Consider the following 13,715-nt stretch of genomic DNA (forward strand, 5'->3'; position numbering starts at 1 on the left):
CAACGGTGCGGCACCCCCGCCGCCAGCACGCCGTTGCGCTGCCCAGGCCACACTTCATCCCCCCGCACTCCCTTGAAGGGGGCACCGGCACCGCGTAATCTCAGTGTTACCGGGGGCTGCACTGGCGCACTTGCGCCAACTTGCCAGCCAGATAATGACAATGACACAACAAGAGCCTATCCAGGCCGGGCCGTTGCCTCGTGACCTGCTGCACGCACTGCGTGACGGCGGCTACGACGTATCGGGACTCGCGCCTGCCCCGGAATCCGACACCGACTCCGACCCCAGCGACCTCAGGCCCGCCATGCCGGCGGCCGGCCCGCAACAGGCCTGCCACGTGCTCTGCGCGGTCTACCGTGCCACCGGCGATCCAACCATCGGCCTGTGGCTGGGCAGCCGGATGCAGACCGACCTGCTCGGGCTGGCGGGCCTGACGGCCATGGCCGGGCCGTCGCTGGGCACCGCGCTGCGGCGCATCGCGCGCTACCAGAAGCTGCTCGCCGGCGACCGCATCGAACTGCGCCGCCAGGGCGACGAAGCCTGGGTCTGTATCCGCCCGAGCGATCCCGAGGCGCCCGACACCCGACCGCGCATCGACATGGAGCTGTGCTCGCTGCTGGCCTTCGGGCGCCAGTTCACGCGCAAGCCGCTGCATCCGCTGCGGGTGTCGCTGCGCATCGGCCAGCCGGACTGGCACCTGCGCTATACCGAAGCATTCGACTGCCCGGTGCGCTTTGGCGAGCCCGAAGACGCCATCGTGTTCGGCCGCCGCGACCTGGCCTTGCGCCTGGCTGCCCGCGTGCGCAGCGGACCGGCCGGCGCGGGCGCGGGCCATGCCGCGCGCGAAGCGCGGCCGGCGTCCGCGTCGCTGGACGATGTGCGCGCGGCCCTGCAGGCGCTGGCCGGCGACCGCGCCCTCAGCCTGGCCGCGGTGGCACGCCACCTGGACATCAGCGAGCGCACGCTGCAGCGCCGGCTGATGGCGGCGGGCACGAGTTTCCGCACGCTGTGTGAAGAGGCGCGCCGCGAGCTGGCTGGCGGCTACCTGGCCGGAGGCGCGATGTCGCTCGGAGAAATCGCGTTCCGGCTCGGCTTTGACGATGCCAACTCGTTCTTCCGCGCCTTCCGCCGCTGGACCGGCATGACCCCGGGCGACTACCGGCGCGCGGCGGCGCCTCCACCCGCGTAGGGCAGGCCGGCTCACCCGCCGTGGGGTTGCTCCCACGGCGGGTTGTCGCCGAAGCGCCCGGCCAGGAAATCGACAAAGGCGCGCACGCGCGGGGGCACCAGCCGCCGCTGCGGCATCACGGCGTAGATGCCGGTGTCGGCGAGCGGGTAATCGGGCAGCACCTGCACCAGCCGCCCGGCGCGCAGGTCGGCGCAGACATGCCAGGTGGAATGCAGGGCGATGCCAAAGCCCGCCAGCGCCGCATCGGACAACAGCTCGCCGGTATTGGCCTCGATCCGGCCGCGCACGCGCACGGCAATCTCCCCGCCGGCGCCGTCGCCCAGGCGCCAGACATCCTGCCGGCCCTGGCTGCCCACCAGCACCAGGCAATCGTGCCGCGCCAGGTCCTGCGGGGTGCGCGGCGTGCCGCGCCGGCGCAGGTAGTCCGGCGCGGCACACAGCAGCCGCCGGTTGTTGGCCAGCCGCCGCGCGACCAGCGTCGAATCGTCCAGCACACCGATGCGGATGGCCAGGTCGAAACCCGCGCTGACCAGGTCCAGCACGTTGTCGGTCAGGTTGACGCTGAGCGTCAGGCCGGGATGCAGCGCCAGGAATTCCGGCAACAGCGGCGAGATATAGAGCCGCCCGAACGAGGACGACGTGGTCACCCGCAGCGTGCCCGATACCCCGGTGCCGGCCTGCCGCAACGAGGTGCCCAGCGCTTCTAGGTCGTCCACCAGCGCACGCCCCTGCTCGGCCAGCACCACGCCTTCCGGGGTGGCGTGCAGCCGCCGCGTGGTGCGATGCAGCAGGCGCACGCCCAGTTCACGCTCCAGCCGCTGCAGCCGCTGGCTGGCCACCGCCACCGACAGGTCCAGGCTGCGTGCCGCGGCGCTGATCGAACCCAGGTCGAGCACGCGCAGGAACAGGCCGATATCGCCGATCCGGTCCATGATTTTCAAGATTCCATTGAAACTGATTATGGATCATGCCGGTTTTTACTGAAGACGGAAAGGCACAGACTGCGGGCTTCCTTCCTTTTGCCGACGCATCCCCCGAACATGGCCCCCCCAGTCTCCACCAACTCCACACCCGGCGCTGCATCCGCCCGCGGCCGGCTGCCGGTTGCGCTCTACGCGCTCACCGCCGGTTCCTTCGGCATCGGCTGCGCCGAATTCGTGATCATGGGCCTGCTGCTTCAGGTTGCCGCCGACCTGCGGGTGACCATCGCCGCCGCCGGCATGCTGGTGTCCGGCTACGCGCTGGGCGTCTTCGCCGGCGCGCCGGTGCTGACCCTGCTGACGCGGCGCATGCCGCGCAAGGCCGTGCTGCTGGCGCTGATGGTGATCTACACCGTCGGCAATGCCGCCTGCGCGCTGGCGCCCGACTACACCACGCTGATGATCGCGCGCGTGCTGACCTCGCTCACGCATGGCACCTTCTTCGGCGTCGGCGCGGTGGTGGCCACCGGGCTGGTGCCGGAGGACCGCCGCGCCTCCGCGATCTCGGTGATGTTCTCCGGCCTGACGCTGGCCACGCTGCTGGGCATGCCCGCCGGCGCCTGGCTGGGCCTGCACCTGGGCTGGCGCTCGACCTTCTGGGCGATGACCGTGATCGGGCTGCTGTCGCTGGCGGTGATCGCGCTGCTGGTGCAGAAGAGCCAGGACCACGGCGCCCCCGTGGCCCTGCGCGACGAACTGGCCACCATCGGCCGCCCGCAGGTGCTGCTGGGCCTGTTGATGACGGTGCTGCAGTCGATGGGCATCTTTGCCGTGATCACCTACGTGCAGCCGCTGCTGACGCGCGTGTCCGGCTTTGGCGAGGCGGCGGTGTCACCGATCCTGCTGCTGTTCGGCGCCGGCATGATCCTTGGCAACGTGCTCGGCGGCCGCTTTGCCGACCGCACCCCGACGCGCGCGGTGCTGGCCACGCTGACCACGCTGACGCTGGTGCTGGCGGCGATGACGCTGGCCATCCACAGCCAGGTGCTGGTGGTGGCCTTCGTCGGCATCCTGGGCATCGCGGCCTTTGCCACGGTCTCGCCGCTGCAGCTGCGCGTGCTGCGCCACGCCCAGGGCGCGGGACAGAACCTGGCCTCGAGCTTCAATATCGCGGCATTCAACCTGGGCAACGGCCTGGGTGCGTGGATGGGCGGCGTGGTGGTCGATCACGGACCGGGTCTGGCGGCATTGCCGTGGGTTGCGGCACTGGCGCCGATGGCTGCGCTGGGGGTGGCGCTATTCAGTGTGCGGCTGGAACTGGGGTCAGCGAAAGTAGCGCCGATTCCGGAATCGATTTGACGTTTCGCGGTACTTAGACCACAAGTCGCAGCGTCATGTCATCGGCCCGTTGGTTGGCGCCCGCGCGGTAATGCTCATTCATCCTCCGGCGAGGATTCCAGCTGTTCTAACGTTGGCAGCGCCCCGTGCAAATCTTCGGGCAGCGTTTCCGTCATTCGCACAATGTAGTCGAGGCAATAGTGCAACAACCTGTTGCACTATTGCCTCGTCTGCCCAAGCTGCAGCGAACGTCCGCATGTATTTCAGGTTTCGCGATGAAAAACCAGCCATCTCGGGGAACGATTGACGCAAATCGCCCGCAAGCCTGTCGATCACCTTTGTCCCCCAGCCTGCTGCTGTCTGCTGCGGGAGAATCGAACGCCCAAGCCTCCAGTAGAGCAGGATCAGTTCGCGGTTTACTGAAAGCGACGCGGCAAGGCGAGTACGGTGGACTTCTTCCTTGAGACGGCCCAGCCAAGCGGCATATTCGGCAGCGCCGGGCATGGCATTGCGCTGCGATGCGAGACGTTTCGACATGGCGGCCATTCTTACATGGCGCCACAGCGGCCTGTAGGGGCCACTCACTCAGCCAGGCTTGCCATCGACCCGCCGCCGAATCAGGCGCGGCGCATACGCCAGCGCATAGAGGCCGAACCCGGTCACCCAGCACGCCCCGGCTCCCCACACCCAGTGCAGGTAGCCACCCGGCCAGGCCATCGGCCCGAACACCCGCAACACCGCCGCCGTGGCCACCAGCCAGTACGCCGCGGTTTCCGCACGGCCGGCCACCAGCATGCGGCCGGTGTGACCCAGTGCGGTGCGCGTGATCATGGCGATGATCGCCACGCCAAGCACGCCGACAGTGAAGGCATGCGTCGCCAGCCCCGCCATCACCAGCCCCAGCGCACCCAGCGCCTGCAGCAGCAGCGCCACCGGCAGCCACGCATAGGCCAGGTGCAGCACCCACAGGATCGGCCGGTTGCCTACCGCATGGCTGCGCCAGCCAGCCACGCGCACGGCCAGCACCGCCGCGGCCAGCAATGACAGCGCCGCCGCCAGCCAGACCGGCAAGGGCAGCACCCCCGCAGCCAGTCCCAGCACCGCGGCCGGCACCACCATGCGCTCCACCTGCCGGTATTGCCGCAGGCGGAACCCCGGGATCGCGTTGGTCGTGAACATCGGGATGACGCGCCCGCCGATCACCACCACGAACAGCGTGACCAGCGCCACGCCAGCGCGGCAGGCCAGCATCGCACCGGCGTCATGGCCGCGCGCCTGCAGCCACAGGCTGGCGACATCGGCCGCGCCCAGCAGCCACAGCGCCAGGGCCAGCGGATAGTTGCGGCGGTTGCCGGCGCGGGCCAGCGTGCGCGTGAAGGCCAGCGCGGCCAGCGGCAGGAACGCGCCCTCGATCACGAAGGCCGCCGTTCCCGGCGCCACCCACATGCCCACGCGCCCGGCCAGCCACAGCAGGAACAGCGCGGCAAGCGCGGCGCCAGTGGGCGTCGGCTGGCCGGTCCAGGCCCGCCCCGCGGTGAACAGGAAGCCCACCACGATGGCCGCGGCAAAGCCGAACACCATCTCGTGCGCGTGCCAGAACATCGCCGGCATCACCGGCGCCGGGCCGACTGCGGCGGCGCCCGCCAGCATCGCCGACCACGCCGCGATGGCCAGCGCGGCGAACACCGCCCCGCCCAGGTAGAACGGCCGGAAGCCCAGTGCAAACAAGGCAAAGCCGCGCGGCGGCGGTCCGGCGGGCGCCTTGCCAGGCGGTGGCGAGCGCCGCACGGGAAGAATGGGAATGGTGTCCATGGCTGGCTACGGGAATCGGGTGGTGCGGCGCGCGCCGGCTTCTTGATCCGGCGCACGGTCTGCCGCAGGTGCGCAAACGGATGCCATTCACGCTGACTGCACGATAGCACCGCCGCCGCGCCGGCGACCTCCGCCGGTAGAACTACCTCCAAAGGCAGGCTGCGCGCCCGCGTGCGCTGTACGGCCGGCGAATAGGCAGCACCAGTGGCGGCCCCTACTCTGGCATCACCCCCGCCAAAGTTGACACAGGAGCATGGCCATGGCCACCCACCCACGCGCGCCGGAGCCCATTGCGCCCGGCGCCGCAATCACGCTGGCGTCCAGCACTTTCGCCTTCACCATCTGCTTTGCCGTCTGGATGCTGTTCGCGGTCCTCGGCATCCCGCTCAAGCAGGAGCTTGGCCTGAGCGACACTGAATTCGGCCTGCTGGCCGCCACGCCCGTCCTCAGCGGCTCGCTGATCCGGGTGCCGCTGGGCATCTGGACCGACCGCTACGGCGGGCGCATCGTCTTCTTCGTGCTGATGCTGGCCACCGTGATCCCGATCTGGCTGATCTCGTATGCGCACACGCTGTGGCAGCTGCTGGTGCTGGGCTTGTTCGTCGGCCTGGCGGGCGGCTCGTTCTCGGTCGGCACGCCGTATGTGGCGCGCTGGTTCCCGCGCTCGCGCCAGGGCCTGGCGATGGGCATCTTCGGCGCCGGCAACTCGGGCGCGGCGCTGACCAAGTTCGTCGCGCCGGCGATGATCCTGGCCGCCGGCACCTGGACCGTGGTGCCGCGCGTGTATTCGGTGGCGATGCTGGTCACAGCGCTGCTGTTCTGGGTGTTCTCGCGCAGCAACCCGGCGCACCTGGTCAAGTCCAGCGTCGGCTGGCGCGAGCAGCTCGCCGTGATGCGCGACCCGCGCGTGTGGCGCTACTCGCAGTACTACTCGGTGGTGTTCGGCGGCTATGTCGGCCTGTCGCTGTGGATGACCAAGTACTACATCGGCGAATACGGCTTCGACATCAAGACCGCTGCCTTCCTGGCCGCGTGCTTCTCGCTGCCCGGCGGCGTGCTGCGCGCCATCGGCGGCTGGATCTCCGACCGCTACGGCGCGCACCGCACCACCTGGTGGGTGATGTGGGTGAGCTGGGTCGGCTTCTTCCTGCTGAGCTACCCGCAGACCGATTTCATCGTCCAGACCACCAGCGGCCCGCAGGGTTTTCGCATCGCGCTGACGCCCACGGTCTTCACCTTCCTGCTGTTCGTGGTCGGCATCGCCTTTGCCATCGGCAAGGCCTCGGTATTCAAGTTCATCTCCAACGACTTCACGCACAACATCGGCGCGGTTTCCGGTGTGGTCGGCCTGGCTGGCGGGCTGGGCGGCTTCGTGCTGCCGGTGCTGTTCGGCATGCTGGCCGACCTGACCGGCGTGCGCAGCAGCTGCTTCATGCTGATGTACGGCACCGTGTGCGTGAGCCTGGTGTGGATGCACTACAGCCAGCGCGCTGAACGCCAGCGCAAGGCACAGGCCGTCGGCCTCACGCAGGCCGCCTGAGCGACGGCCCCTGTTACGCACAACAACCAAGGCACACTGTCATGTCCTCTTCCGTACTGACCCGCTGGGAGCCCGAGAATAAGGTCTTCTGGAAAAGCCAGGGCGAGCGCATCGCCTACCGCAACCTGTGGATCTCGATCCCGGCGCTGATGCTGGCCTTCGTGGTCTGGATGCTGTGGAGCGTGGTCGCGGTCAACCTCGACCGCGCCGGCTTCCAGTTCACCAAGAACCAGCTGTTCTGGCTGACCGCGCTGCCGGCGCTGTCCGGCGCCACGCTGCGCATCTTCTATTCGTTCCTGGTGCCGGTGTTCGGCGGGCGGCGCTTCACCGCGATCTCCACCGCACTGCTGCTGATCCCGGCGCTGGGCATGGGCTTCGCGCTGCGCGACCCGTCCACCGGCTATCCGACGCTGCTGGTGCTGGCGCTGCTGTGCGGACTGGGCGGCGCCAACTTCAGCTCCTCAATGGCCAATATCAGCTTCTTCTTCCCCAAAGCGAAGAAGGGGCTGGCCACCGGGCTGAACGCGGGCATCGGCAACCTCGGCGTGTCGGTGGTGCAGTTCGTCACGCCGCTGGTGGTGTCGATCGCAGTGTTCGGCGCGCTCGGCGGCGAGCCGCAGCAGTACACGGCCAACGGCGCCACGCATGACCTGTGGCTGCAGAACGCGGGCTTTGTCTGGGTGCCGTTCATCATCGTGTCGGCACTGGCGGCGTGGTTCGGCATGCATGACATCGCGGATGCCAAGGCATCGTTTGCCGAGCAGGCGGTGATCTTCAAGCGCAAGCACAACTGGCTGATGTGCTGGCTGTACGTGGGCACCTTCGGTTCGTTCATCGGCTTCTCGGCGGGGCTGGCGCTGCTGACCAAGTCGCAGTTCCCCGGCGTCAATCCCACCGCTTATGCCTTCCTGGGGCCGCTGGTAGGCGCGCTGACGCGTCCCGTGGGTGGCTGGATCTCCGACAAGCTGGGCGGCGCGCGGGTCACGCTGTGGACCTTCGTCGGCATGATCGCCGCGGTGTTCGCGGTGCTGGCGGCGCTGCCGCATGACGGCGCCGGCGGCAACTTCACATTCTTCCTGGCCGCCTTTATCGCGTTGTTCGCGCTGACCGGCATCGGCAACGGTTCGACCTTCCGCATGATTCCGGTGATCTTCCTGACCGAGCGCCAGCGCGCTGCCGCGGGCAAGGGCGACGCGGCACAGAAGCAGGCATTGCAGGACGCCGGCAAGGAATCCGCCGCGGTGCTGGGCTTCTCCGGTGCGATCGGCGCCTACGGCGGCTTCTTTATCCCCAAGAGCTTCGGCACCTCGCTGGAGTTGACCGGCGCCGCCGACGCCGCGCTGTATTGCTTTATCGCCTTCTACCTCAGCTGCGTGCTGGTGACGTGGTGGCACTACGCGCGCCGCAACGCGCCCATGCCCTGCTGACCCTGTCACCAGTCCCGCCGGCCGGGCTAGTTCTTCCGAACTAGTCCCGTGCCCGGCGCCTAGCCCGATCGCCATGCGGCGGCTGTTCCACCAGCGAATTGGCTGCCGCCCGCCTCCCCCATAAGCTGAGAGTGTCCCTGCAAAGCTCCTGAAACCACCGGAGCGCCCGCAGCAAAGCACTCGCGGAGAACAAAGCAATGAGTCATTTCCTGGATCGACTGAAGTTCATGTCGCGCGTCAAGTCCACCTATGCGGATGGCCACGGCGCGGTGGTGAACGAAGACCGCAAGTGGGAAGACGGCTATCGCAGCCGCTGGCAGCACGACAAGATCGTGCGCTCGACCCACGGCGTGAACTGCACCGGCTCCTGCTCGTGGAAGGTCTACGTGAAGAATGGCCTGATCACGTGGGAAACCCAGCAGACCGACTACCCGCGCACGCGCCCGGACCTGCCCAACCATGAGCCGCGCGGCTGCCCGCGCGGGGCCTCGTACAGCTGGTACGTCTACTCCGCGCAGCGCGTCAAGTACCCGATGATCCGCGGCCGCCTGATGGAGATGTGGCGCGAGGCCCGCAAGACCATGGACCCGATCGCCGCGTGGGAATCGATCAGCCAGGATCCGAAGAAGGCCGCGCGCTACAAGAGCGTGCGCGGCCAGGGCGGCTTCGTGCGCGCCGACTGGAACACCGCCACCGAGATCATCGCTGCGGCCAACGCCTTTACCGTGAAGAAATTCGGCCCGGACCGCGTGATCGGCTTCTCGCCGATCCCGGCCATGTCGATGGTGTCGTATGCCGCCGGCGCACGCTACCTGAGCCTGCTCGGCGGCGCCTGCCTGTCGTTCTACGACTGGTACTGCGACCTGCCGCCGGCCAGCCCGCAAGTGTGGGGGGAGCAGACCGACGTGCCGGAATCGGCCGACTGGTACAACTCCACCTACCTGATGGTGTGGGGCTCGAACGTGCCGCAGACCCGCACGCCCGACGCGCACTTCTACACCGAGGTCCGCTACAAGGGCACCAAGACCGTGGCGGTGTCGTCCGACTTCGGCGAGATGGTCAAGTTCGGCGACATCTGGCTGGCGCCGAAGCAAGGCACCGACGCCGCACTGGCGATGGCCATGGGCCACGTCGTGCTGAAGGAATTCCACGCCAGCGGCAAGTCCGCCTACTTCCGCGATTACGTGAAGCAGTACACCGACATGCCGATGCTGGTGCTGCTGCGTGACAACCAGGGCACGCTGGTGCCCGACCACTTCCTGCGCGCCTCGCACCTGGCCGATAACCTCGGCGAAGCCAACCATCCCGAGTGGAAGACCCTGCTGGTCGACGACGCCACCGGCGAGATCGTCGCGCCCAACGGCTCGATCGGCTTCCGCTGGGGCGAAGGCGCCCACAACGGCGGCGAGAAGATCGGCCGCTGGAACCTGGAGATGAAGGACGGCGGCAGCGGCCGCCCGGTCGAGCCGCGCCTGTCGCTGCTCGGCAAGGAAGACGAGGTGGTGGAAGTGGGCTTCCCCTACTTCGGCGGCGAACACGATGAACTGCTGCGCCGCCGCGTGCCGGCACGCCGGCTGACGCTGGCCGATGGCAGCACTGCGCTGGTGGCGACCGTGTATGACCTGCAGATGGCCAACTACGGCGTGGATCAGGGACTCGGCGGGCCGAACGTCGCCGCCTCGTACGACGATGACGTGCCCTACACCCCCGCCTGGCAGGAAAAGCACACCTCCGTCCCGGCCCGCCTGGTGACGCAGGTTGCGCGCGAATTCGCCGACAACGCCGACCGCACGCAAGGCAAGAGCATGGTCATCGTTGGTGCCGCGCTCAACCACTGGTACCACAACGACATGATCTACCGCGGCATCATCAACCTGCTGATGATGTGCGGCTGCATCGGCAAGAGCGGCGGCGGCTGGGCCCACTACGTCGGCCAGGAAAAGCTGCGCCCGCAGTTCGGCTGGGCCCCGCTCGCCTTCGGCCTGGACTGGTCGCGCCCGCCGCGCCAGATGAACGGTACTTCGTTCTTCTACAACCACACCAGCCAGTGGCGCCACGAGAAGCTGGCCGTCGACGAGATCCTGTCGCCGACTGCCGACCGCAAGCGCTATGACGGCCTGTCGCTGCTGGACCTGAACGCGAAGTCCGAACGGATGGGCTGGCTGCCGTCGGCCCCGCAACTGGGCACCAATCCGCTCGACGTGGTCGATGCGGCCGAGCGCGCCGGACAGGACCCGGTCGCCTACACGGTCGAGCAACTGAAGTCCGGCAAGCTGCAGTTCGCCTGCGACGATCCCGACAACCCGGCCAACTTCCCGCGCAATATGTTCGTGTGGCGCTCCAACATCCTGGGCAGCTCGGGCAAGGGGCATGAGTACTTCCTGAAGTACCTGCTGGGCACGCAGAACGCCGTGTTCGGCGACGAGAACGACGCGATCAAGCCAAGCGAAGTCAACGTGCGCCCGGCCGCCGAAGGCAAGCTGGACCTGCTGACTGTGCTGGATTTCCGCATGAGCACCACCTGCCTGTACGGCGACATCGTGCTGCCCACCGCCACCTGGTACGAGAAGGACGACCTCAACACCTCCGACATGCACCCGTTCATCCACCCGCTGTCCGAAGCCGTGCAGCCGCTGTGGGAAAGCAAGACCGACTGGGAGATCTACAAGGCCATCGCGAAGAAATTCAGCGAGATCGCCGGGCCCTATCTCGGCACGCGCAAGGACCTGGTGTGCACGCCGCTGCTGCACGACACCCCGGGCGAACTCGGCCAGCCGTTCGAACCGAAGGACTGGAAGGCCGGCGAGTGCGACCTGGTCCCCGGCAAGACCGCGCCGTCGATGACCGTGGTCGAACGCAACTACGCCGACATCTACAAGAAATTCACCTCGATCGGGCCGCTGCTGGACAAGCTCGGCAATGGCGGCAAGGGCATCAACTGGAACACCCAGCATGAAGTCAAGGAGATCGGCCAGCTCAGCCACACCGTCAAGGAGCCCGGCGTCAGCCAGGGCCGCCCGCGGCTGGAGAGCGCGATCGATGCCGCCGAGATGATCCTGACCTTCGCGCCCGAGACCAACGGCCATGTCGCCGTCAAGGCATGGGAAGCGCTGTCGAAGATCACCGGCCGCGACCACACCCACCTGGCCGAAGGCCGCGAGCACGACAAGATCCGCTTCCGCGACGTGCAGGCGCAGCCGCGCAAGATCATCTCCGCGCCGACCTGGTCGGGCCTGGAATCGGAAGAGGTCAGCTACAACGCCGGCTACACCAACGTGCACGAGCTGATCCCCTGGCGCACGCTGACCGGCCGCCAGCAGTTCTGGCAGGACCACCGCTGGATGCTGGACTTCGGCGAAGGCGCGTGCGTGTACAAGCCGGCCATCGACACCAAGACGGTGGCGCCGATGCTGGGCAAGAAGCCCAACGGCAACCCGGAGCTGGTGCTGAACTGGATCACGCCGCACCAGAAGTGGGGCATCCACTCCACCTACTCGGACAACCTGCGCATGCTGACGCTGTCGCGCGGCGGCCCGCACGTGTGGATCTCGGAAACCGAGGCCAAGGCAAACGGCATCCGCGACAACGATTGGGTGGAAGTGTTCAACGTCAACGGCACGCTGACCGCCCGCGTGGTGGTGTCGCAGCGCGTGCCCAAGGGCATGTGTCTGATGTACCACGCCCAGGAAAAAATCGTGAACGTGCCCGGCGCCGAGACCAGCGGCATGCGCGGCGGCATCCATAACTCGGTCACGCGCGCCGTGACCAAGCCCACTCACATGATCGGCGGCTACGCGCAGCTGGCCTACGGCTTCAACTACTACGGCACCGTGGGCAGCAACCGCGACGAGTTCGTGATCCTGCGCAAGATGAAGAGGGTCGACTGGCTGGAAGGGCCGCTCGTGGAAAAGACTAAGGAAGGAGCCTCGCAATGAAGATCCGTGCCCAGGTGGCCATGGTGCTGAACCTCGACAAGTGCATCGGCTGCCATACCTGCTCCGTGACCTGCAAGAACGTCTGGACCAGCCGCGACGGTGTCGAGTACGCGTGGTTCAACAACGTCGAGACCAAGCCCGGCATCGGCTACCCCAAGGAATGGGAGAACCAGGACAAGTGGCAGGGTGGCTGGAAGCGCAACGCCGACGGCACGCTGGAGCCGCGCCAGGGCGGCAAGCTGAAGATCCTGGCGAACCTGTTCGCCAACCCCAACCTGCCGCAGATCGACGAGTACTACGAGCCCTTCACCTACGACTACGAGCACCTGCAGAAGGCGCCGCTGGTGCAGACCCCGCCCACCGCGCGCCCGGTCTCGGTGCTGACGGGCCGCAAGATGGAGAAGATCGAGTGGGGCCCGAACTGGGAAGACGACCTCGGCGGCGAGTTCAGCTCGCGCGGTCGCGACAAGCTCTTCGACGACGTGCAGAAGGAGATGTACTCGACCTTCGAGAACACCTTCATGATGTACCTGCCGCGCCTGTGCGAGCACTGCCTGAACCCGGCCTGCGTGGCCTCGTGCCCGTCGGGCTCGATCTACAAGCGCGAGGACGACGGCATCGTGCTGGTCGACCAGGACAAGTGCCGCGGCTGGCGCATGTGCATCTCGGGCTGCCCGTACAAGAAGATCTACTTCAACTGGCAGAGCGGCAAGGCCGAGAAGTGCCTGTTCTGCTATCCGCGCATCGAGGCCGGCCAGCCCACGGTCTGCTCCGAGACCTGCGTCGGCCGCATCCGCTACCTCGGCGTGATGCTGTACGACGCCGACCGCATCGAGCAGGCGGCGTCGGTGGCCGATGAGCGCGACCTGTACCAGTCGCAGCTCGACGTCTTCCTCGATCCGCACGACCCGGCGGTGCAGGCCGAGGCGCTGCGCCAGGGCATCCCGCAAACCTGGCTCGATGCCGCGCGCAAGTCGCCGGTCTACAAGATGGCATGCGAGTGGAAGATCGCCTTCCCGCTGCACCCGGAGTACCGCACCCTGCCGATGGTCTGGTATGTCCCGCCGCTGTCGCCGATCCAGTCCGCGGCCGAGGCCGGCCACATGGGCATGAACGGCGTGATCCCGGACGTGAAGAGCCTGCGCATCCCGGTGAAGTACCTGGCCAACCTGCTGACCGCGGGCGACGTGATGCCGGTACTGTCCGCGCTGGACCGCATGCTGGCGATGCGCGCCTACAAGCGCTCGCAGGTGGTGGACGGCGTGCAGGACCTGGGCGTGCTGGAGCAGGTGGGCCTGACGCCCGCGCAGGTCGAGGACATGTACCAGACCATGGCCATCGCCAACTACGAGGACCGCTTCGTGATCCCGTCCTCGCACAAGGAGATGGTCGAGGACAGCTTCAACGACAAGGCCAGCTGCGGCTTCACCTTCGGCAACGGCTGCTCGGGCGGCGCCTCGGACGGCTCGCTGTTCGGCAAGAAGCCACAGGGCAGCGTCCACTTCGCCGACATGCCCAAGTCGCGCAAGAAGGCAGTGATGAGCTGATGCCTGC

9 protein-coding genes are annotated in these 13,715 nt (G+C 67.7%); 6 read left to right on the top strand and 3 right to left on the bottom strand.

Annotated elements, in window-relative coordinates; translation table 11 throughout:
* Positions 1–160: 160 nt before the first annotated feature.
* On the top strand, positions 161–1,189 hold the full coding sequence (locus AC3WRI_RS16885; protein WP_231881463.1) for an AraC family transcriptional regulator: 1,029 nt from the start codon (positions 161–163) through the stop codon (positions 1,187–1,189).
* Between the two features lie 11 nt (positions 1,190–1,200).
* On the opposite strand, the gene AC3WRI_RS16890 is transcribed toward AC3WRI_RS16885, so the two are convergent.
* On the bottom strand, positions 1,201–2,121 hold the full coding sequence (locus AC3WRI_RS16890) for a LysR family transcriptional regulator (protein WP_011617743.1): 921 nt from the start codon (positions 2,119–2,121) through the stop codon (positions 1,201–1,203).
* A 108-nt stretch (positions 2,122–2,229) separates the two neighbouring features.
* Between AC3WRI_RS16890 and AC3WRI_RS16895 the strand changes: the two genes are divergently transcribed.
* Complete coding sequence (locus AC3WRI_RS16895; protein ID WP_011617744.1) at positions 2,230–3,468, top strand: MFS transporter; 1,239 nt, start codon at positions 2,230–2,232, stop codon at positions 3,466–3,468.
* A gap of 78 nt (positions 3,469–3,546) precedes the next feature.
* Here the strand turns inward: AC3WRI_RS16895 and AC3WRI_RS16900 are convergent, their stop codons facing one another.
* Together AC3WRI_RS16900 and AC3WRI_RS16905 are read right to left on the bottom strand one after the other, a co-directional pair.
* Positions 3,547–3,984 (bottom strand): DUF1016 N-terminal domain-containing protein, encoded by a 438-nt coding sequence (locus AC3WRI_RS16900; RefSeq protein ID WP_492293629.1) that lies wholly within the window; start codon positions 3,982–3,984, stop codon positions 3,547–3,549.
* 48 nt (positions 3,985–4,032) lie between these two features.
* The gene (locus tag AC3WRI_RS16905; protein WP_439669385.1) at positions 4,033–5,259 is read right to left on the bottom strand and encodes an NnrS family protein; all 1,227 of its coding nucleotides are present in this window, start codon (positions 5,257–5,259) and stop codon (positions 4,033–4,035) included.
* A gap of 259 nt (positions 5,260–5,518) precedes the next feature.
* Here AC3WRI_RS16905 and AC3WRI_RS16910 point away from each other — a divergent pair, with 259 nt between their 5' ends.
* From AC3WRI_RS16910 to narH, 4 genes are all read left to right on the top strand, one after another.
* Entirely contained in the window at positions 5,519–6,799 is a 1,281-nt protein-coding gene (locus AC3WRI_RS16910) for an MFS transporter (protein ID WP_010810873.1), read from the top strand.
* Positions 6,800–6,840: 41 nt separating this feature from the next.
* A complete protein-coding gene (locus AC3WRI_RS16915; protein ID WP_010810872.1) occupies positions 6,841–8,226 on the top strand; it encodes a NarK family nitrate/nitrite MFS transporter in 1,386 nt (461 codons plus the stop codon).
* A 197-nt stretch (positions 8,227–8,423) separates the two neighbouring features.
* On the top strand, positions 8,424–12,161 hold the full coding sequence (locus AC3WRI_RS16920) for a nitrate reductase subunit alpha (RefSeq protein WP_492293631.1): 3,738 nt from the start codon (positions 8,424–8,426) through the stop codon (positions 12,159–12,161).
* Positions 12,158–13,708, top strand: a complete 1,551-nt coding sequence (narH, locus tag AC3WRI_RS16925) for a nitrate reductase subunit beta (protein ID WP_010810870.1) — start codon at positions 12,158–12,160, stop codon at positions 13,706–13,708. Before AC3WRI_RS16920 ends, narH begins: the two co-directional genes overlap by 4 nt.
* The last annotated feature ends 7 nt before the right edge of the window (positions 13,709–13,715 follow it).

The organism is Cupriavidus sp. FW305-27, assembly GCF_058787995.1.

What these genes read in the sequence shown, in the direction of transcription:
- AC3WRI_RS16920 (WP_492293631.1), top strand. Translation starts at nt 8,424, where the DNA reads ATGAGTCATTTCCTGGATCGACTGAAGTTCATGTCGCGCGTCAAGTCC.
- AC3WRI_RS16885 (WP_231881463.1), top strand. Translation starts at nt 161, where the DNA reads ATGACACAACAAGAGCCTATCCAGGCCGGGCCGTTGCCTCGTGACCTG.
- AC3WRI_RS16890 (WP_011617743.1), bottom strand. Translation starts at nt 2,121, where the DNA reads ATGGACCGGATCGGCGATATCGGCCTGTTCCTGCGCGTGCTCGACCTG.
- AC3WRI_RS16900 (WP_492293629.1), bottom strand. Translation starts at nt 3,984, where the DNA reads ATGTCGAAACGTCTCGCATCGCAGCGCAATGCCATGCCCGGCGCTGCC.
- AC3WRI_RS16895 (WP_011617744.1), top strand. Translation starts at nt 2,230, where the DNA reads ATGGCCCCCCCAGTCTCCACCAACTCCACACCCGGCGCTGCATCCGCC.
- narH (WP_010810870.1), top strand. Translation starts at nt 12,158, where the DNA reads ATGAAGATCCGTGCCCAGGTGGCCATGGTGCTGAACCTCGACAAGTGC.
- AC3WRI_RS16905 (WP_439669385.1), bottom strand. Translation starts at nt 5,259, where the DNA reads ATGGACACCATTCCCATTCTTCCCGTGCGGCGCTCGCCACCGCCTGGC.
- AC3WRI_RS16910 (WP_010810873.1), top strand. Translation starts at nt 5,519, where the DNA reads ATGGCCACCCACCCACGCGCGCCGGAGCCCATTGCGCCCGGCGCCGCA.
- AC3WRI_RS16915 (WP_010810872.1), top strand. Translation starts at nt 6,841, where the DNA reads ATGTCCTCTTCCGTACTGACCCGCTGGGAGCCCGAGAATAAGGTCTTC.